7 protein-coding genes are annotated in these 23283 nt (G+C 38.2%); all 7 read left to right on the plus strand.

All coding sequences use genetic code 11. From position 1 onward, the window contains the following. Positions 1-97 precede the first annotated feature (97 nt). The 7 genes from BTN98_RS13050 to BTN98_RS13080 all read left to right on the plus strand — a co-directional run bounded on the left by BTN98_RS13050 (position 98) and on the right by BTN98_RS13080 (position 23225). Positions 98-463: a hypothetical protein gene (locus BTN98_RS13050; RefSeq protein ID WP_146107019.1), complete on the plus strand. Its 366-nt coding sequence runs from the start codon at positions 98-100 to the stop codon at positions 461-463. Positions 464-614: 151 nt separating this feature from the next. After that, positions 615-8756 carry a GEVED domain-containing protein gene (locus tag BTN98_RS13055; RefSeq protein WP_060997200.1) on the plus strand — a complete coding sequence of 2714 codons (8142 nt, stop codon included), beginning with the start codon at positions 615-617 and terminating at the stop codon, positions 8754-8756. Positions 8757-9321: 565 nt separating this feature from the next. Beyond that, entirely contained in the window at positions 9322-9804 is a 483-nt protein-coding gene (locus BTN98_RS13060; protein WP_060997280.1) for a DUF11 domain-containing protein, read from the plus strand. A gap of 89 nt (positions 9805-9893) precedes the next feature. Next, a complete protein-coding gene (locus tag BTN98_RS13065) occupies positions 9894-13163 on the plus strand; it encodes a DUF11 domain-containing protein (protein WP_065190140.1) in 3270 nt (1089 codons plus the stop codon). A 118-nt stretch (positions 13164-13281) separates the two neighbouring features. Next, entirely contained in the window at positions 13282-19887 is a 6606-nt protein-coding gene (locus tag BTN98_RS13070; RefSeq protein WP_060997199.1) for a DUF11 domain-containing protein, read from the plus strand. 28 nt (positions 19888-19915) lie between these two features. Next, complete coding sequence (locus tag BTN98_RS13075) at positions 19916-20440, plus strand: OmpA family protein (RefSeq protein ID WP_231730632.1); 525 nt, start codon at positions 19916-19918, stop codon at positions 20438-20440. 16 nt (positions 20441-20456) lie between these two features. Continuing rightward, positions 20457-23225, plus strand: a complete 2769-nt coding sequence (locus BTN98_RS13080) for a COG1361 family protein (protein WP_060997197.1) — start codon at positions 20457-20459, stop codon at positions 23223-23225. The last annotated feature ends 58 nt before the right edge of the window (positions 23226-23283 follow it).

A 23283-nucleotide genomic window follows, 5' to 3' on the forward strand; every position in this document is an offset into this window, starting at 1 on the left:
CAACCAATATTTGTCTAAATAGTTGATTGAGTGCCTATTATATTTGGCATACATGCTGCATATGTCCCTTTATGTTAATAAAAAGGGACATATGCTCATGTGTGTTAGTATAAAAAAAGTGATATTGGCGATAACAGCATTATTAGTTACGATTGTGCCTTTTCGTGTAGCGGCAACTGACTTTCTAAATGTTAATCAGTTTGTAACTATTCTAAATTCCGATGTAACAGTATCATACGCTGATGGCATCAAAGACGAGATTAAATATAATCACTGGCACATGATCAGTGATAGCTATATCGTTCCCATTAGTTCAAATGTTCAGTTTGACTATGATGGCGCACTCCAGACAACACATCATCTCTTAATATCCAGTCATATTCTCAATTGCCATCAATATACCTTAATCCCTCATTTCAATGTTATTGCTGTCAGCAGCAATAACTCGGCTTGTCAGGTGTAAATTCGTTTAAGTTTGATAACGAATTATAACTGAGAAAATTAGGATTATTTGGTTAACATATTTAACTCATCAATTATTAAATAAGGCTTATTTTGCTTTCCATAATACGAAAAGCATGAATGGGCGTATAAATATTGTAGGGGGAATGATAATGTCTAAATTAAAAAACTCTTTATCTAAAATAAAAAATATCTTCGTAAATCTCTCCCTATGTGGTGTGCTGACATTAGTTCATGGATTGCTTTTAGCTGCTAATGCAAACGCTAACGGTAGTTATGATTATGGTGATGCACCTGAAGGTATAGATTTAAACAATGGCTACTCAGCTGCCTCTTATCCTGTATTTGGTGCAGTCAATGGTGCTAGACATACAGTGGTGACGGGGGTGTGTTTAGGGACATCCATTCCGGCTGATTGTAGTAATCATATCGCTCAAAATACAGAAGCAGTGCCTAGTATTGGTGCTGATAGTGATGTGTTTGATGATGGTGTTCAATTTAATATCAATGATGCGATAATTAGTGCGAGTAATCATGCAATTATTCAAACAAATTATTATGTTAATGGTACCGACGTTACTGTTGATAATGAATTGATTATTACGGCTTCCGCACCTGGTTTTATCAGTATTTGGTTCGATCTTAATCAAGATGGTGACTGGTCTGATATCGTCAATGGTAGCAGTGAATTAGTTCAATCAGTGGCTGTTGTGCAAGGTGATAACAGCATAACATTAAGTATACCGAGTTCAAGTGTTCACGGTGAAAGTTACATGCGAGTGCGTTATGCCTCTGATGCAGCAGAAATAACTACAGCCACAGGGCTTGCCAATGATGGTGAGGTTGAAGATTATTTAGTTAATATTGCCGCTCCTTCACTTTCTATTACTGGGTGTAATGTAGGTGTGGTTCAAAATGGCGATTTTGATATTCCAGTCGGTACTCCAAGCCATGGCCTTACTAATGAATATTTTCGTGAAGAAGATGTGCCCGGATGGTCTATTGGACCACAAGCGGCCGATGCATTTACCAGTTATGACTGGAGCCTAACGGGCAACCTCGTTCAATCGCGTACTAACTATGGCCCAGGTAATGCTACAACACCGGCTGGTGGTCATATGGCTGAACTTAATACGTATATTCCGCAAATGTACTATCAAGATATCGTTACGACACCAGGGCAAACATTAGCATGGGATTTTTATTGGTCGCCAAGAAAAGTGGCGGGGGGCGGCGGTAATCAGCAAGCTGAAATGCGAATAGGCGCACCAGATAATTTACAGCAACTGCAATTAACCGATGAAAAAAGCACGACGGATGTTGGTTTTATTCAATATGTAGGATTGTATACCGTACCTGCAAATCAATATATCACTCGCATTGCTTGGTTGCCCGTACAATGGGTTTCAGATGGTCAAGGTAATTTAATTGATGGTATAAACGTTGGCTGTGTTACCGCGACTGATTATGGTGATGCTCCTGATGATGGAACAAATAATACCTTTCATACATTATTAGAGAGTAATGGCCCAGTTCATGAAATCGGAATAGTGACTGGTATTTTCTTAGGCGATATTGAGCCTGATATTGATCCCGGAATATACCAAAGTGCTGAGGCAGATCTAGATGATATTAATGATAATTCGATGTTGCTGTTACTGAGTGATGAAGATGCTGTTGATAATTTAGTGCTTGATTCGTCTAAATCGACGTTTACTTTAAATGTGCCTTGTAATGATTTTGTGGCTGGTAATGATTTAGCTGCAACGGTTCATGGTTGGATTGATTTTAATGGTAACCAGCAGTTTGAGCGTTCTGAATATGCTTATCGAGAATGTACTGATATTGATGAATCTTCAACAGGTGCCGCTATTTTACGTTGGATCGATGTTACGCAGGTGCAAGAAGGCACGAGTTATTTACGCTTACGGATTAGTAATCAGTCTTTACCACAAGATCTTGGATCAACCTCATGGGATGAAGCCTCAACTGGTATCGTTGTTGGCGGGGAAGTTGAGGATCATAAAATTACCTTTAGCCAAGCGTCAGATTTTGGTGATGCACCGGATGGTTATCATACGTTAAGTGCTAATAATGGCGCTGAACATGGGTTGGGTAGTTATCGCTATAGCCTCTACTTAGGCTCAACTGTTGCTGATGCCGATAGTGATGGTTTTTCTGATGGTATCGAAGATGATCCAAATACTGCTACTGATGATGATAATGTAGATACTTCTGGTATTAGTGCAGGTAATGATGAAGATGCTGTGACAGGCATGCCAGGTTTCTTTATTGATAGTACGGATTATCAAGTTGATGTGGTGTGTAATGATCATGATGGTAATGTAGACTTAGGGGCGACGGTTTATGCGTGGGTCGACTTTAATCACAATGGCAGTTTTGACGCGAGTAATAATGAGTTTGCTCAAGCGCAATGTAATGATACTGATGCAACAACTAACGGTTCTGCGACGTTATCGTTTTCTGGTTTTACTGCCGCTTCTGTGCCTGCAACCACTTTTGCACGTTTACGTATAACAACTCAAACATTGACAGCTACAGATTCAGGAGGCTTTGCTATTGATGGTGAAGTTGAAGATTATGCTGTAATTGTTGGTTTTAAAGTCAGTGGTAAGGTGTTTGCAGATAGTAACAATGCGGTTACCGATGGCATGAGTTACTACAATGGGAATCTTGATGCTGGCGAGTTAGGCATTAGTAATGTTGTGGTTACTTTATATGATGTCACCACCAATACCTGTCAATCAACGACCACTGATACAAATGGTGACTATGCGCTAGCCGCATTAACCAATCATCAATATAAACTCTATGAAACGGCGAATGAGACCACACCAGCACCGTTGATTTGTCCACCAGAAGTTGGTGCTGTCAATAGTGATGGTTTATTGGTAAACAATACTATTACTGATCCTGACGGTTACACATCAAGTTCAAGTAATATTATTGATCTAGATACGATAACCAGTGACGATTCTGGGAATAATTTTGCAGATATAAGTGCGCCAGGGTTTGCATCGTGTGATGCTGATGGTTATTTATCACTACGAACCCCCGCGGATTTATTTGCGGTTGATTTATTTACTGGTGATACCGAAGAGCTTGCTGCAAATATTACCAGTACTTATAAAAATGGCGCCCTGCAAGTTGGTTATATGATGCAATATAATCATATTATTGGTGATATCACGCAAACAGATGCCAAGTTAATTGGTTTAATTGATGGCAATTATAATGTTCATTTACTACCAATTACTCTAACCGGAAGCAATATTAATATTGCATTTAATAATGTCACTATTTCTGATGACGGCATTCTTTATATGACTAGTGGTAACACGGGCTATATTTTAAAAGTGGATGTGAACCCTGCCAGTGAAACCTATTTACAAGAAGTTGGCCGACCAAGTATTTCTTCATTTGGGACAGCTGATTTTGCGATCAACCCACTTGACGGCAAGTTATACGGACTACGGAGTAATGGTACGATTGCGATTTTTGATCCAGCAACAAATAATCGTGATAATAGTAAAAATATCAATAACGTTATTTCTGCTGGTGTGACGAGAAATTATAATGATAACCACTTTACTTCAGCTTATGGTGCTATTTATTTTGATCAAGCCGGTAATATGTATGCTGTTAATAACGGTAAATACACTCAAGATAATATTTTAGCACCAGTACTACAAATTCCAATAGGCAATGGCGCCGCAGCAAATTATACCGCAACGATAGTGTCAAACTTAGGATTTACGATGTCGAGTAATGATGGTGCTCGTTGTCGTTATGCGCCATTAGGCCTTGATTTTGGTGATGCACCTGATACTTATCAAACCCTTAATAGTTCAAGTGGACCTTATCATGTTACTCGCAATAACAATTTATGGATTGGTGATAATAAACCTGATAATGATGTGGATGGTATGCCACAAATAGATGCTTATGGTGATGATAGTGTGGGTACTACGCCTGATGATGAAGATGGTTTTGATAACCAAGTCCGTGTGTTTGTAAATAATGGCAGCGGTAGTTTAACGGTTCCTATCACTAATAATTCAGGAAAAGCTGCCACTCTATATGCTTGGGTTGACTTTAATCAGCTTAATGGATTTGAGCTATCAGAGCGAGCCAGTATTGCTGTTAGTGCAACGACAACACAAGCGAATGTGACTTTAAATTGGAATGGGCTTGCGGGCGTTGTTACTGGAGACACTTATTTACGATTGCGATTATGTACTGATGATGCAACGGCGCAATGTGATGTTATTTCAGGGCCTGCAAGTAATGGTGAAGTAGAAGATCACTTAGCGAAAGTGATTGAAGGTGTTTTCCCAAGTACAACATGTGACGGTACCTATCAATCCAGTGGTAGCAGCGCAACCAGTTTTGATTTTGCTGGATTGAATATAACCAGTGAACCTTACAGTTTATCGAATATTATCAGTAATCAAACAGGATTTGATAATCTCAATGGTATTGCTTTGGATCGTGTCGGAGGGGTGTTCTATGGTAGTTTCATTGATAATAGCAATACGCTCCATATCGCGATGTTTGATAAATCAGGCAATATTGTGGATGTCGGTGCTCCGCTTGCAAGTAATAGGTTCGATATAGTAAATGTATCTACAGGTGCGATGACTGCAGTTCTTGCAGGCTCTCCTATTACTGCATCTCCTTCATTAGTTGGTCAATTAGGTACGATAAATCATAGTGGAGAGTATTTATATTTAGGGCATATTAACAGTGCTCAAATATTAATCGTCAATTTAAACACCTTTACTGTTGATGCAGTTAATTTATTACTACCAGATATTGGCATGACAACGGGTGGTGGCTTCTCGTTACCTTTTGACTCTGATTGGGTATTTAGTGCTGAGACTGGGAATATTTATGCGACAGAACTCGCCGCAAGAACGCTTTATATTATTAATCCAACCAGTGGTGCAATAGCAACAACGGCGATTGATTTTAATACCACGGTACCAGCAGCGACAAGTTACGGTATGGTGATGGGGGAAGATAGCTTTATATATTTAATGATCGATGGCAATTATGACAGTGATTTAAATGGCAGTCTTGATAGTGTGGGCTCTGCATTATATCAACTCAATATATTGTCTAAAAAAGCATTACATTTAGGCCCTATATCAGGTTCGAATGTCGCTTATTCTGATGCCGCAGGTTGTATTGAAACTGCAAAAGATTATGGCGATGCTGATACTAGCTATGGCGCTGTAAGTCATCAATTTTCGGATAATAATAGTAATGGCATTAATGATTATTCTTTAGGGAGTTTATGGGATAGTGAATTTGATGCTCATTCCAGTACGAATGCCCGTGATGACAACTTATATACATTAGCAGACGAAGATGGGGTAATTATTCCAGCTCAGTTACAGGCAGGTACAAACACTATAACACTCTCGGCGACTCAGCCCGGTGTGGTTAATATTTGGTTAGATTATCAACACGGAGGCAGTTTTGATAGCAGTGAACAATTGCTAACGAATTATGCTGTTACGGCCGGAGATAACTCGATAGTGTTGACATTAGATGCGACTGCAATGGGATCATATAACGGTTCAACCATATTACGGGTGCGTTATTGTGCCGCTGTGGGGCAATGTGATCAGTATAATGATGTCGTACAGGGAAGTAGTGCGAGTAATGGTGAAGTTGAAGATTATCAAGTGTGGACAACAGCAGTCTCTTTAGTTACCAACAGTTGTAACAATTTTACCTTATCAAGTGGCGCGAATAGTAATTATGGACTTGAAAGCTTGCAACCAGATACTGCACCACTATTAACCACGTCATTGCAGCAACCGGTTACGATTACAAGCTTGATCAATTTTGATCACTTCAATGGTCTTGGTATGCATCCTGAAAGCTATTTAATTTATGGGGTTGTTACCGATAGCAATTCGATGAATGGTGATGCGCATTTAGTTGTCACCGACCAAAGTGGTAGTGAAGTGGTTAATTTAGGACGTATTGTTTCGGCCGTTAATCAAACACTAGAACTAATTCCATCAAGTTCGATTGTATTTAATAAGAATCAACCACTTGCTAATGTTGTTAATGGCGTTAATATCCAGAGTGCTACCCGTGGTGCGATTGACCCTACGGGTAACTACCTTTATTTACATCATCAGCAATGGCAAAGTTTTATAAAGGTACATTTAAAAGATCAAACATTTACAATTGTTTCGCTGCAAAGTGCCTTAACCCCAATGGGGGGCGACATGGCTTTTGATAGAGATGGCAACCTCTACAATGCTGATCTTTTAAATGGGCAGTTATATCAATTGAATCCAACACTGGGAACCATTAATAGCGTTACCCTCAATTGGCATGGTGCCAGTGCGCCTATCGCAGGTGGTGCTATTGGTGCTTTGATAATGGATGACAGTATTTTTGCTTATGCGGTTACCAAAAATGGTTCGCATGATATAGATCGTAATGGTATAGCAGAGCATACAGGGTCTGCTATGTATCGAATAAATACAGTCACTGGTGATATTGTTGCTATTGCAGCTATGGACAGTGCGTACAATGAAACCTTAGATGGTGCAGGTTGTTTTGTGAGTGCTGATTATGGTGATTCAACCGCAGACATTGACGGTAATGTTACACATCAATTCTATGATGATGATAGCGATGGTGAGGCAGACTATCGTTTAGGGTTGTTGTTTGATCCTGAGTTAACGCAGTTCAATAGTGCTGATGCTCGTGGTGATGATATTCATGATATTGATGACGAAGATGGTGTCAATATGCCAGCCAGTATTGTGGTAAATAGTATCGTTAACGTTGATGTTACCGTGACGAATCAAGGCTCAGGCTCACTGAAACTAAATGTGTGGGTTGATATGAACGGTAATGGTAGCTATCGAGATACCGGCGAGCAAATTGTTAATGAACTCGATGTTATTGATGGTATTAACTCAGTGCAGTTCCTCCTTCCTGCTGCTTATACTCAGGGCTATAACGGTAATACCACCATACGTTTTCGATTATGTGAACAAGCAAATCAATGTAACGCACCTGATGATGCACAACTAGGTATGTTAGCACCTAATGGTGAAGTGGAAGATTACCCTTTTGAATTGATCAATCAGATTGTTATTAAAGGCTTTATTTTTGAAGATAATGCATCAGGAAGTGCTACTGCACATGATGGTGTGAAATCAGGATTAGAAACAGGACTAGGCCAATTTACTGTACAAGCTTTTTATCAAGGAGGGGTGATAGCGGGTTATAATCCTGGTGATATTTTATCAACAGTACGCAGCCGCGGTGATGGTAGCTATGAAATATTACTGCCAGTAGAAGTTGCTACACAGCCTGTAATCATTAAGGTTGTTGGTCAAGCGAGTTGGATAGATATCAGTGAAAGTGATCTCGCTTCAATACCACAAGCTAGCAGTAGCAGCGTTACCGACAATCAAATTACAGTAACAGCGAATGCTGGAGATAACGTTGAATATCTTAATTTCGGTAAAGTAAAACCGCCAACATTAGAAGCAGATAATTTCACTGAAGTTGAACCCAATAAATCGGTATTGTTACGCCACCAATTAACAACATTTACCTCAGGTAGTATTAATCTGAATATTGACAATATCATCATTACACCAGCCAATAACAATTGGTCGATAACCCTGTATCGTGATCATAACTGTAATGGGGATATTGATACTGGTGATAATGCTGTTACTACGCCAATAAACGTTATTGGTAATACAAAGCTATGTTTATTGAGTAAAGTTTTCATTCCAAGTGATGCAGGCTTAAATGCCTCTGTAAACTACGCTGTAACAGCAACCATGTTATTTGAAGATGCGTCAGGGATTGGACATGGTATTACACGCATTGTTACTGATATTGATACTGTAAAAGTAACATTTGTTGGCGCGGGTGAATTGAAGCTGACGAAGACAGTGAATAATATCACTCAAGGTAGTGGTGCTACGATTCAAAATACGGCTAAACCGAATGATGTTTTGCGTTATGATATCCATTTTGAAAATGTAGGGACCGGATCAATTTCTGATGTCAATATTTATGATGATACGCCAGCATATACAGCACTAGAGCACCCCCTTGATTGTAATAATTATACTTATCCCGCAGGTCTTAACTGCAATATAGTAACACTTCATGGCAATAACGGTAGTGGTTATAAAGGCCAAATAAAGGTTGAGTTTACAGGCGAATTACAACCATCTGAAAACGGTTTAATCTATTATCAAGTAACAATTGAATAGATTGATGCTTATTAGAGGTCAGACTATAGTTTGTAAAGCTGCAGCTTACTTTAATTAAATTTCATCTTATAAACTTTAAATAGAACATGCAAAATAGAATTATAAATTGCAAAATGGAATTATATTTGCAAATTACCTTATCAATAAATATCTGAGTTGGTACTTGTTTTTTAAACTTCAATATTCGGTATATTAAGTAACATAATGAAATAGCTTGTTTTCTAATGAAGATAAGATATTTTTTCTTACCATTGTGACATTTAAATAATAAATTAAGCTATTTTTAAATTGTTGTGTTCAAACCCAAAATAATTAAATTGTTAACTTTAAGAATATGTGTTGTATTTGAAAATTTTCTTAAAAGTTGTTCTTATTTGTAATTTATTTAAATATCTAAAGTCTATTTTTTTATAGATTTGCAAAAAAGAAAGGAAGTTATTTTATTTTGCATTGTGCAACTGCTGTTTTTTTAACCTGATGATTTTTTATGTTTTAAATAAATTATACGATTGGCATACTTCTAGCATTAGTTATATTTCACGGATCACAATAGATGAGGTGTAATATGAAAAACTTATTATTAATGGTAATAACCTGTTTGATAATGTCTTTTTCTGTTTATGCGGAAGATAAAGATTTACTTACAAGTAAAATGGATGCTTATGTTGTTGAAATAAATAAAAAAGGTAAAGAGGAGTTAGTTAAAGCTGAGAAAGTTTATCCGAAAGACAAAATTGAATATAAATTAACGTATACAAATAATTCTGAAAAGCCTTTAAATGGCCTAGTTATTACAGGACCTATTCCTGAAAACACTTTTTATGTTGCCGATACAAGTAATACAAAAATTAAATCAAATTTTGTCGTTAGTATTGATGGAGGAAAAACATTCGAATCAGAGCCAGTGAAACGCGAAATTATGAAAGATGGAAAAAAAGTAGAAATTATTATTCCACCTGAAAAATATACCGCTGTTCGTTGGATGCCACTAGTCCCAATTAATGCTAAGGAAAAACAAGTTTTTGCTTATCGTATAGAAGTTAAATAACGATTAGTAAATGATTCACCCCGAGCTTTAGCAAGGGTTTGCAACACATCTTAGTAATTACATTAATGACCTTAAAAGGTAACCACTTTATGAAGACGCATTTAAAGCCTATTAGTATGTGGGTTGCGGCGGGACTCATAACGGTAGGTGCAGGTTCAATATCTAGCCAAGCCCTTGCAGCTACTGCCGCCGGAACTGATATAAAAAACTTAGCAACAGTAACCTATGAAGATACTTCAGGGAACAGTTATATTGCAACATCAAATGAAGCCATAGTTACCGTTAAACAAATATACAGTGCAACAATTGAAAAGGACCTCGATGTACCTGGTGCGCCAGGTCAAACTGTTTATCTTCCTCACGTATTAACCAATACAGGTAATGGTATCGATACTTATACCTTAACCTTTGGTCAAAATTTACCAACAGGTGATACTCGAGGACCAGATACACAAGATGCTACATCGGTTAAATTATATTACGATACTATTGGTGATGGTGAGCCTGATCCTGGCAAGCCTCCGATTGCTCTTGGCGATACGATCACCCTTAATGGTGGTGAGTCTATGCAGCTCATTGTAGCAGCGAGTATTGCTCCAACAACAGCGATTGGTGAAACAATTGGTGTTCAGATAGAGGCTGAAGCTCATGAAGGCACTGGCGGTGCAGTTGATGGTTCAGTATCGGATCCTGTTGGTAATAACGATGGTACTAATGATACCAATGGTGACTTAATTACAGTGACGAATGATGCTGTGCTTAATATGACCAAATCAGCTGATCATCTTGAAAATCTTGGAACAGAGCAGTCTCTTGGTGTTGATGTCGATGGTGACACTAGCAATGACTTACCCGTCAGCTTAATTCGTTATACAGTAACGGTTAAAAACAACGGTAATACAGCAGCTAAAGATGTTGTGATATTTGATGGTATTCCAGAGGGAACCACTTTAGTTACAGCAAGTTCGGGTGCGCTATATGATCCAACCAGCACCTTACAAACATCAAGTAATGATACCTTAATTACTAGTGTTGCTAACTTAGTTAATGAAGGTAGTCATGGTGTTGATTTAGACCAAGATGGCGCAACCGACTCTAATGAGGCTGATATTGGTCCAGGTCTTGACCTAAATAGTAATGGCAACACATCTGATTCAACTGTAGCTGGTGTCTATGCGATTGATAAGTTTATGGATGTTGGTAACAACATGACGATGACCTTTTATGTAGCATATTCTCCAGATGTTATTTCAGGTGATACTAATATTGGTAACATTGCTTATAGCTGTGCTGATTTAAATGGTGACGGTGATTTCACAGATGATGGAGAGTGTGGAAACCCTGATCCTACGAAAGCGGGTCCAGATACAACTAACCCAACAACGACGCCGACCACTTCAACTACAGGTGTAGCTATCACTGATACAGGTCCTGAAACTGGTACATCTGGTGGTGGTGATACTGATGGTTCAGGCAACGGTATTCAAACTGTGGGCGGTGCATCGTCTGGTAGTGATGTATTCTTCTATAACAAAGTTATCAACAACGGTAATATAGTTGATAGTTTTGATTTAGCAACAGTAAATACAAGTTTCCCACCATTAACAGGTTTCCAATACTGGAATGCTGATGGTACAGGTCAACTTTTAGATACTAATGGTCATAATGGTGCTGATACAGGTCCAGTTCAACCCGCAACGTGTGACAATTCTACGCCAGCAACGGTAGATGGTATTACTGTGAATTGTAACGAAGTATTGATTCGCGTAGTTGCTAAATTACCAGCAGATGCTGCTGATTATACCGCTCCATTTGATGCGACAACTACAGCAACATCATTTAATGATAAGTCTAAGTCAGGTAGCAAAATTGAGCGTTTAGCAACGATCACAGGGCCTACTGTTGATATTGCTAACAGTCCAATTACAGACGTAACACCAGGTAATAACCTTGATGCGTTTGATGTTAATGATGGATTTACAAGTGCTGATGTTGCAACAACCTTTAATGAACCTTTAGGCACAACTGTAATGGTTCCATTATATATTGCAAATGAAGGTGGTAGTTCAGATTCATTTATACTACGTGCTGAAGGTAGTTATGATGGTGCAGGTTGGTTACCGACACTACCGCAAGGTTGGACTGTAGTATTTAAGAATAACGGTATTGATACTGACCACAGTGGAGCTGTAGATATTCCAGCAACTGGTGCAGTTATTACCGCAACACCATTAATTCCTGGTGGTGGTGTATTATGGGTGACTGCTGAAATTACTATTCCATTAGATCCTACATTAGCGTTGGCTGATAGCCAACAGCCTAGTGTGATTGATGCTAATGGCGATAGTGATTTAGATTACATTATTTCGATGGTTGTAGAGTCGGCAAGTTCAGGTGCAACTGACCGTAAGGTTGAAGCATTTGATATTGATAGCGCTGCAAGTATTGATATTTCACCTGCATCTTTAAGTGAGCAAGTTGAGCCTGGCGGTAGCGTCGGTTATGAGCACACTTTAAGTAATAATGGTAATACCACGGAAACGGTTGATCTTTCTTCAAGCAATAATAGTGCTGGCTTTAACAACACTGTTATGATTGATACTACTGGTAATGGTCGGCCTGATACAGAGATAGGTAATCTTTGTGATGATCCAGTTACATCGCCTATTACTGTGCTGCAGGCTAGTACTGGCTTAACAACTGAGATTGAAGTGACATGTGACGCAACAGATGGTAGTGATACTGTTCCTAGCTTAACAATTGAACCAGGTGAAACTGTTGAGCTATTTATAACTGTATTTGCTCCAGGTACTGCAACTTCTGGTACAACAAATATCACGACTATTAATGCCGTATCAACAACAGATTCATCAGTGAATGCGACTGGCTTAGATAATTCTGAAGTCGTTCAAGGTCAAGTACGTCTGTACAAGTTTACTGATATAGATGTTGGTTGTGATGATAGTGGTCAGTCTGATATACCGAAGAACTTCCAGAAACAACATACAACTCGCGTAGCTCCAGGAGATTGTGTGGTGTGGAAACTCGTTGCAATTAACGAAGGTAGTTCAACAGCACTAAACACTGTTATTACAGATAAGCGTACTGAATATACGCAATTCTCAAATGGTGGTGAGTTAGTTCAATGTCGTAATTCAGTAGATACTGGCGTTGTGAAATTTGCGACAGATGCTGACTATGCGTTGAAGACTGATGATCTTGGTCCACTTTGTAATCCAGACAGTACTACAGGTGCTGATGTTGCCTCTAATCTTTCTGGTGACACAGTAACTTTCACTATTAATGATTTAGAACCTGGTGACCGTGTTGTTGGCCACTTTGTTGTAGAAGTAGATTAATAGCTCCTAATCATGCCTCCCTATTAATTTAGGGAGGCTTATTGAGCTTATTTAATAAATGATCTCAATAAGCCTTTATATCCATTTCTTTGAATTTTCTAGCCTGTGGAGAGCGCTTATGGCCCTCTTAAATTACATAAATAAAATGAAGTATTTGGTCGTTTTCATTTTAATTAGTTTAAGTTCAGCGACATTAGCAATAACTGATGCTGGCACCAAAATAATGAATCAAGCCATTATGACCTACTTTGATTCTGAAAGCGGTGAGACCATAAAAATACTCTCTAATATTTCATATATCAGAGTGGAAAATGTTCATGATTTTGAACTCACGCCAGATACAAGCGGTGGTAAAGTTGAAAAATATACTGCTGCCGGTGCTGTAGTCAATGTGTCTAATATAATTACTAATACAGGTAATACTACTGATTCGTATATTATTAATGTTAATAACTTAACTGGCGATAATGGTGATGTTACTTCACCAAATTCAGATGATATTAATGTATATATTGATACTAATGGAAATGGTATTTATGATGCAGGTGAAATTGAATTACAAAAAGATAATAACGGTAACTATATAACACCTAAATTAAATCAGGGTGAAAAGATTAATCTTGTTTACGTCGTTTCTATTCCATCTAATGATCTTAATAATACAATTTATGATATTGAAACGGTTGTCACATCTGTTACTGATCCTGATGTTGTTAAAACAAGTGAAATGAGTATTATTGTTACAACAGGCCCTGTGGTTAATTTAACGGCGAGTTCTTCTGCTATTTGTGAACAAAAATTAGAGTCATTTGATAATGTTGAATATCGTATTGATTATACCAGTATTGGTTTAGTCCAACCTCAAGCAGCTGAGCAACCTTATAGTTTTACAATTAATACAGGCTCAATGACATCACCTGATTATAAAAAAGTAAGTTATACTGGTGTATTAATTACATCAGAGTTACCAGGAAATATTACACTACAACAAGATAAAATTATTAATGGTGAACCTGCTCGAGATTATGCGCCAATCACTATTTCCTCTCCTGAAACAAAGTTTGATGGTGGTATTGTATTAGTTGGTATTAATAATAGCTTTAAGAGTAATGCGACAAATCATGATATTGATTGGTTTGATTATGCAACTTGGGATGGTTCTGGAAATGTAGCGAAAATAGGCTTTCTAGTAAAGCCAACTTATTTACGCCCAAATACATCTGGCTATTTTAGATATTATGCTGAAGTGAATGATATCGCGGGTGCTCCAGCATTTGAAATATATTCTCAAGCCCAAGTTAATTTATCAGCCACAGACATTAATATTTCTTACAGTGATGAAATTTGTAATACGCTATCTGGTATTAATGATAAGACTAAAACGGATTCAAATGACTTACTGAATTTCCAAGAATTACAAGTAGATGTGGTAAATAATGATATAGATATAATACATCATGAGACATCACATTTTGTTAATACTGATTTTTACTACCATACCGAAACTGATAACTTTAGCTCTAAAAGTGACAGTATATATATTGATGTTTTTCTGCCTCAAGCTAATCAATATCCTGGTGCGATTGATATTATCGGACCAAGTTCCTCTGACTATCCTGTTTTATTAAGTTCAAATGCTCAAGATAAATTTCATTTGGTTTTTGCTGAAACAGGAACGAATACCGGTCACTTCAGAAGTATTATACCTGTGCATCCTATTTCACCAGAAGAGGCTTCATCAAGTAATAATTTAGAACACTGTTTAGAAGGCCTTGTAACAACATGGGAAACAAATCATGTCGATAATACCTCGCTATTATCTTTAATTGATGGCGTTATTAATTTAAGTGCACATGGACTTAATGGTGAAGATACTTATCCTGAGTGTGAACTTGAAGTTATGTCCGGCGGTGAAATATATGCCGATGTTTATGACAGTGTAAATGGTCGTTTATTACTAAGTGATATTGCTTATATTAGCCCTCAATTTACCGTATTTGATGCGACCAATTTTAAAGGCGTCGCTGACGCAACCGTTACCTTTTATAAAACAGTAGAAGGTGTTGCACCAGACGCTAAAACGCGACTACCTAATACCGATGGTTTAACACCAGAAGCTCAAGTGATCTCTGATGCTGACGGACGTGTTTTCTATCCTAAATTAGAGATCAATGATCTTGATAAATATTATATTACGGTGACGCCGCCAACAACACACCAATGGCCGTCGGAATATACTGATTTAGATGCATTTAATTTGTTTAAGGTATCTCCTGAGTCTTATGGTCCATTTGGTAATAAAGATGTTGTCGACTCAGGTACATTTGAACTAACACCACAAAAAACAATTAATCTATTTGATATACCTATTGATCCTAATAATTTAGATCGCCGCTTATCAGTACAAAAAACAGCAGATAAAGAAACAGCAGAGATCGGTAGTTATATTAAATACACCGTTATAGTTAAAAATAATTTGCCGGATTCAGAAATCTTTAATGCGCAGGTGTTTGATAGCATGCCTTATGGATTTAAATATATGCCAGGAAGCACACGTCTTAATGATCAACCTTTTGCAGATCCAATGCGGATCGACAAATATACCTACCGCTTTGATATAGGTACGTTATCTGGTTCAACGCAAGCACCGCAAAATGGTACTTACACACTGACTTATGTCTTACAGTTAACGGCTGGTGCACTGGATTCTGACGGTATTAACTCTGTTTATGCTCAAGCTCGTACATTTGGCGGTAGCAGTGCTAATCAACTAGTGTCTAATACCGATAAATATCAGGTGCGGATAACACAAACTGGTGTGATGTCTGAGCGTGGTATTTTATTTGGTAAAGTTTATGTGGACGCGCAATGCAATCAATTACGTAAAAATCAACATTGGCCTATCGGTGGCGTAAAAATTTACCTTGAAACAGGTGATTACGTTATTACTGATGAAAATGGTCAATATTCAATGTTTGGTGTAAAACCCGGTAATCATGTGTTGCGGGTTGATAAGCAAACATTACCTGTGGGGATTGAATTACAACCAATAGATACGCGTAATGCTGGTGATGGTTACTCCCGTTTTGTTGATATGTTGCGCGGCGAAATGCATCGAGCAGACTTTAGTGCTCCATGCCCAACGCAAAATCAAACGGAAGTATATCAAGAGCTTCAAGATCGTAATAATAATGTCAATGGTGAATGGTTACTTGAAACTGCGGATAACTTTAAAGGCTTACAATATGATACTCAGCCAAAAGTTATGAAGCAGAGTGAACTAGAGTCAGGTATTGTTAGTGGTCCATCTATTAATGGCAATATGGGTAACGATGTAACTGATAGTAATTCGGTCTTAACTGTCTTTAAAGGTTATGCATTAGAGTCACGCCAAGGTAGAAAGCAAGATCTAGAATCTGTTATTAATATTTTCCCTGAAAATATTAAGACCGAAGCTTATTTATATCCGCTTATTAATGATACTTATTCAATTAGATTTGGTTTTAGTGATCAGCAATCTAAATTAAATAGCTTAAAACAAGCTTTAGCTAGCAGTAATATAGATACAACTATTGTTGAAACGTCTTATAACAATATTCCACACCAGGCTAAATTTAATATCGATAATAATATTGGTGATGATATACCGTTACCAGAAAAAGAAGCTAAAAATATCACTCGAGCAGAAGCTGAAAAAGGTACATGGTATTGGCCAAAGAATGATTATAGTTATGATGGCCGTTTCATTGTTGTTGTTCGCGGTGATGTAGAGCCTGCATTATATGTAAATGGCGATAAAGTGAGTAATACACAACTTGGTGAGCGGATTGTAAATAAGAGAGAGAACGCACAAATAATGGGTTGGTATGGTGTTGGTTTACCTCTTGCCGAGAATCTCATTGAAGTGAAAGCGGCAGACCCATTTGGGAATGAACGTGTAATATTAAGTAAAAACTTCTCACAGCCACAATCAGCTAAGCATATAAATCTAATGGCTGATGGTGATGTATTACGCGCTGATGGTGGCCGTTCTGTGATGCCAATTATAATTCGTCTTTATGATGAAAATGACAAGCTTTCACGTGGTACTTACTTTGTTACTTTAGATACAAATAAGGGTGATATTTGGTTAGACCCTGATATTCAAGAGCAAGAGTCAGGCCATCAGGTTCGTGTTATTAATGGTGAAAAGACGGTCTATTTACGTAGTACAGAAACAACGGGAGAAATTACTGTTAGAGCCAGTGTTGAAGATTTCTCTGATGAAATGAAGCTGTATCAAGTAGCCGCTGATCGTCCATTATTTGTAACTGGTATCTTAAATTATACTGGCCGTTATGGTTCAGTAAGTGGAGAAGAGCCTTCGCAGCAAGCGGATAATTACAGAGATGGTCATTACACTGATGATGAGCGGGCGGCTATATTCATTAAAGGTAATATCAAAGGTGGAATGCACCTTACTTTAAGCTATGACAGTGATAAGTCTGACGAAGAGTTCTTACGTGAAATCTCGCCTGATAGCTATTATCCATTACCTGGTGATGCAAGTATTAAAGGTTATGATGCAAGAAGTACCAGTAAGATTTATGCCAAATTAGAAAAAGACCGTCATTATATTATGTGGGGTGATTACAGCACTGCAGATGGCTCTGATAATGCTGATATTGGTCGTACTAGCCAGATACTTAATGGCGTAAGTGGTATGTATAACGATGGTAGATTAACGGCGCAATTATACGGTGCTCGTCCTGAAGATTTGCATAAAGTCACAGAGTTTGACGGCAATGGTACCGCGATGTTTTATAATATTGGTGATGACCGTATTGTTCGACACACTGATATTGTAACGTTATTAACTTATGATCGTAATAGCCCTGGCTTAATCATTAATCAACAACCATTGATCCGTTATGTTGATTATACGATTGATTATTTTACTGGTGATATGCGTTTTAACCGTGTTATTCCATCTTATGATCCTGAGTTGAATCCAATTAAAGTGCGTGTTGCTTATGATGTCGATGGTAATGGTGATAAATATACGATAGCGGGTACACGACTATCATATTTGTTTACACCTTATTTAGCCGCTGGCGCAAGCTATGAACATAACAGCCACGATGTTGAGGGCTACAACATTGGTAGTTTATGGGTTAATTATGATTTTGATAGCAAAACGAAGTTAGTGGCTTCAGTTGCGACAATGAATCATGAAGGTAATGCTAGTGCAACAACAGTGACTGACACCACCAATAATACAGGTAAGAAAATTAAGAAAGGCTCTGCTGTTAAGTTTTTACTCAAACGAGATTGGACTGCGCGTGCTGCAACTGAACTTGAATATGTCTATGCGCAAGAAGGCTTTACTAATACTACTGGCGGTGTAACACCTGCCCGTCAAGAGGTACGTCTACGCCATCGCCATAAACTTACTGGTATTGCTAATTTAAATATTGAAGCTAATCACTCTGAATCTTTAGTTTATGATGAAATGCAGCAATCAATAAGCGCCACAATAGATACTAAAATCTTAGGTAGCCAGTGGATGACACGTATTGGTTCTCGTTATATCCATAATAAAGTTGATAATAATTCAGAAGAGTACACAACCGCAATTATCGGCCTTGGTCGTAGCTTCAGCTTATTTAGCCGCCCAGCACGTTTTGATACTGAATATGAACAAAGTTTTGGTCATAACAGTAAGCGTCGTTTCAATATTAAAGCTGATTGGAATATTCATAAGCAAGCCAGTATTTACACTCAATATGAATATATTGATTCACTTTCTGGAATCAGTAATTTAGGTAGCGGCTCGACGAATATGTTTACCGCAGGTATTGATGTTGATTGGCTAAATGGTGGTAGTACTTATAGTGAGTTCCGCCAACGGGGAGCTTCTGATGGTAGAAGTCTTGAGCTAGCAAATGGTTATCGCGGTCGTTTTGAAGTGGTACCTGGCATTAGTATTGACCCTTCAGTTGAATATGTAGAAGTTCTAAAAGGGGACTCCGCCTCAGGTGTAGCAGTCTCTCTTGGATTAGCTGATATTCGTAATCCTAACTATAAAACCACTGGTCGAGTTGAATACCGTCATGGTGATAACGAAGACTACTACGGTTTATTAGGGGCATGGGTAACGCGTTTAAGCCAAGATTGGAGTGGTTTAGTCCGTGATGAATATCGTTATATGGATAAAGATCAAGGCGCAAACACATGGAGCAATCATATGAGTTTAGGTGTTGCTTATCGCCCTCGTTTAAATAACCGCTACCACATGTTAGCAGCATATGAGTGGAAAACTGAGCATAGTGAAATCTCTCGAGATGCACATATTTTGTCGACACATCAAAACTATCAACTTTCACCAAAGTGGACAGTATCAGGACGTGTAGGAATGAAGTGGGAAGACTTCACTGAATACCAACAAGACTATGACACTGTTTCAACGATTATCGATGGCCGCGTGATTTATTACATTAATCGTCGCTGGGATGTTGATTTACATGCTGGAATCTTAGGCACTGATTGGTTTAACAGCCGTCGTTACTCTGCAGGTGCCGGTGTTAATTATCTAATAATGAAAAATTTACGTGCAGGTATTGGCTATAACGTTATTGGATTCGATGATGATGATTTAGATCCTCAAGGTTATAACTTACAAGGTTTTTACTTCGACCTAATGTTCAAACTTGATGAAGACATGTTTGATTGGTTGAGCGATTAGAGGCAGGAAATAGATGATGAAATGTGCAATGACACTCTTATTTCTTAATAGCTTATTGCTAAGTGGTTGCGTCAGTGATCGGGCTATTTATACAGAGTATGGAAAGCTAGATTGTGGCGCTGATACACCACCAATGGAAATATTGGTTGATGCGACAGAGCCTTGGCCAACGGTGATTAATTTTGAATTTGATAAATCACACGCAACGAGTGATCAGCAGCAAAAGTTAATGTCAGCAGTATCAATACTGCAAAACAATCCAAGTTTAAATCTCGCTGTTATTGGATCTGCTGATTCTGCTGGGCAAAATGCTTACAACAATACGTTAGCCAGTAAACGAGCCACAAATGTTACTGATTATTTCAAGCAGCAGGGAATAGCGGCATCACGTATTGTGACATTAAGCAGTGGCGCGAGAGAGCAATTTGTTGTTAGTAATAATAAACAAAGAAATCTAGTTAATCGTCGAGTGCAACTTATTTTATTAGACTCAGATTTTAATCCTGTTGGTTTGCAGTATAAAGCTGCTATTGATCATTTAAGTGCGCAATAGTGCAAGGGAGCTTCATATGAACGTCTTCTACAGGTTAGTTATTAAACTAAGTTTACTGATTATAGCCAGTGCAAGTTTTTTTACGTTTGCTTTGACTGAATCAGGAACGGTAATTAAAAACCAAGCAGGGGCAACGTATCGTGATAGTGCTGATATTTTACGAAGCACAACCTCGAATTTAGTTGAAACATTAGTCCAACCTGTAGCGGCGTTGACGTTAATTAATGATCAATCGAAATTAGGTGCGCCAGGGCGTACAGTAACCTTTAATCATGTATTAACAAATACTGGTAATAGTACTGATAGCTTTAAACTTGATTATGTTCTGCCGTCAAATGTTATTACTGGCGCAGAGGTATACCCAGATGCTAATAATGATGGTGTTGCTGACGCTGGTTCTACGGCTATAGCATCTGGAGACATTATTGGGCCATTAGCAGCAGGTGAAAGCTTTGATTTTGTTATCGTAGCTGATATCGATGCCGCTGCAGCAATAAATGCATCAAACAGCCTAACAGTAACCGCAACGAGTCAGGCGGTGACAGTTGATGGAATTACGGTTGCAAACAATGCCGTTGGCACTGAAACTAATACTGATACACTGACAGTGACAAATTTACCGATTATCGAAATGACTAAGTCAATAAGTGCCAGTGAAGGTGCGTCGCCAAGTGGTCCTTACACGGTAACGTTTACTTATACGAATGTGGGTTTAACCAATATGGATCCACTTCAAACCAACGGTGTGATTCTTACTGATGAACTGCCTGAGGGGATGCGTTTTGATGGTAAGGTGGCATGGAGTGTGTCGGGTACCATTATTACTGCATCAGGTGTTACGACTGGAGGCTCTGAAGTCTCAGGCGATCACAATCTTTCTTTTACAACCTGTATTGCACCAGATTCTTCATGTGCTAATAATGATGAAATTGTATTCACAATGGATGGATTAGCTAGTGATGAGTCGGCAACGGTAAGTTTTGAAGTTAACATTGATGCTGGCCTGGCGACTGAAACGTTATACAACTCTGGTGTGTTTGGGTTTGATGAAAACAATAGCGGCACAGTCGAAACGAGTGAGAAAAATAAAAATAATACTAACCGTGTTCCATTTTTAATTACAGCAAACTACGCAGTTATCGCTAATAATGGTGGCTGTGATGTTGGTAGTAATGATATCAACTGTGACGGTAGTGATGATACTAATCATGAAATCGTTGAAGTTGCGACCGCAACACAAGGCGAGCGAGTGAGTTTTACCAACTATATTTGGAATCAAGGTAATGCCGAAGATATTTTTAATATTACCTTAGATAACTCAACGTTTCCTTCTGGTACTAGTTTCTTTTTCTATAAAAGTGATGGCATAACTCCTCTATTAGATACAGATAATGACGGTAAGCCAGATACCGGTATTATTCCAGCATTAGGTCAAAGCTGTCAGTCATATCATGTTACGGATAGTAACGGTACCTGTGGCTATAAAGTGGTACTTGTTGCGACATTGCCAGCATCAAGTACGGGCGGTCCATATCAAGTGGAAAAAACAGCGACATCATCAAACAACACTGCTAAATCGAATATGGTTATTGATAAGTTAGGCGCAATCATTGCTAGCACAGTAGACTTAACCAATAATTTTCGTGCTGAGACAGCAACAACCCAAGAAGATAGCTGTGATGCTGCCGATGATAATTGTGGTTTTGGTGTAGGACCTGAGTCATCAGCAGTTACGACAAATCTTGCAGCACCAGGGGCAATTACTCGATTTACACTGTATGTCACCAATACATCAGGTACGGCAGATGGTTATTTGTTGAAATACAGTGACAGTGATTTTGCTGAGGATACGCTACCTGCAGGATGGAGTGTGACCTTTAAAGATAGTACTGAAAACGTCATAACTAACATTCCAGTCTTAGCGCCTGATAATGCTGTAATGATTTATGCCGATGTAACGGTACCTGAAACCGCTCCTACCGCATTGCAATCTCTTTACTTTAGGGTGGTATCTGCAGCAACAGGTGCTGTTGATACTAAACATGATGCTGTTAATGTTGATAATAGTAGTATGTGTATTGTGTTTGAAGCCGATTCTGAAGGTGTAACTCATTCAGGGGGAGTCATTATCTATAAACATAATATTTTAAATAATAGTAATGATGCATATTCAAATATTGCCCTCGTGGTTTCAAATTCTAATCCTGACTTCACCGCTGTCGTGTATGAAGATAATGGTGATGATGTCTTTAGTGCTGCTGATACCGCGATAACTGAAATTGCAACGCTAGCAGGGAATGAAACCAAAGTGCTGTTTGTGAAGGTATTTACGCCAGGCAATATTAGTCAAGGAAGTAAAAATATCACTACATTGGCAGCAACAGTGAGTTGCGGTACTGCACAAGTTATAGATATAACGACCATTGCTAATACCAACATGAAAATAACCAAAGAACAAACACCGGATTTAAATTGTAATGGTGAGTCAGATACAGCAGTGTATGTTACCTCAACATTTGCTGTTCCACCGGGGAAATGTGTAATCTACCGCTTAACAGCCGAAAATATTGGTATTGAAGATGCAAAAAATGTGAAATTAAATGATGCAACACCTGCTTATACGACGTTTAATGTCTTTAATAATAGAGTTCCTACTATATCAAAAGGAACAATTGGTGCAAATGCATATATTGATGGTTCGACAGGATCAATTGTCGGTACGATTAATAATATTTCACCAGGGGAAAGTGAAACAATGGAATTTGGTATTAAAATAGATAACTAATTATCGTTGACTTGTAACGACAACACTTGCTTAGTTTTCTTCTAAGCAAGTTTTTTTT

Origin of the sequence: Photobacterium aquimaris (assembly GCF_002954455.1) — a bacterium.
In the GTDB taxonomy this organism is placed as follows: domain Bacteria; phylum Pseudomonadota; class Gammaproteobacteria; order Enterobacterales; family Vibrionaceae; genus Photobacterium; species Photobacterium aquimaris.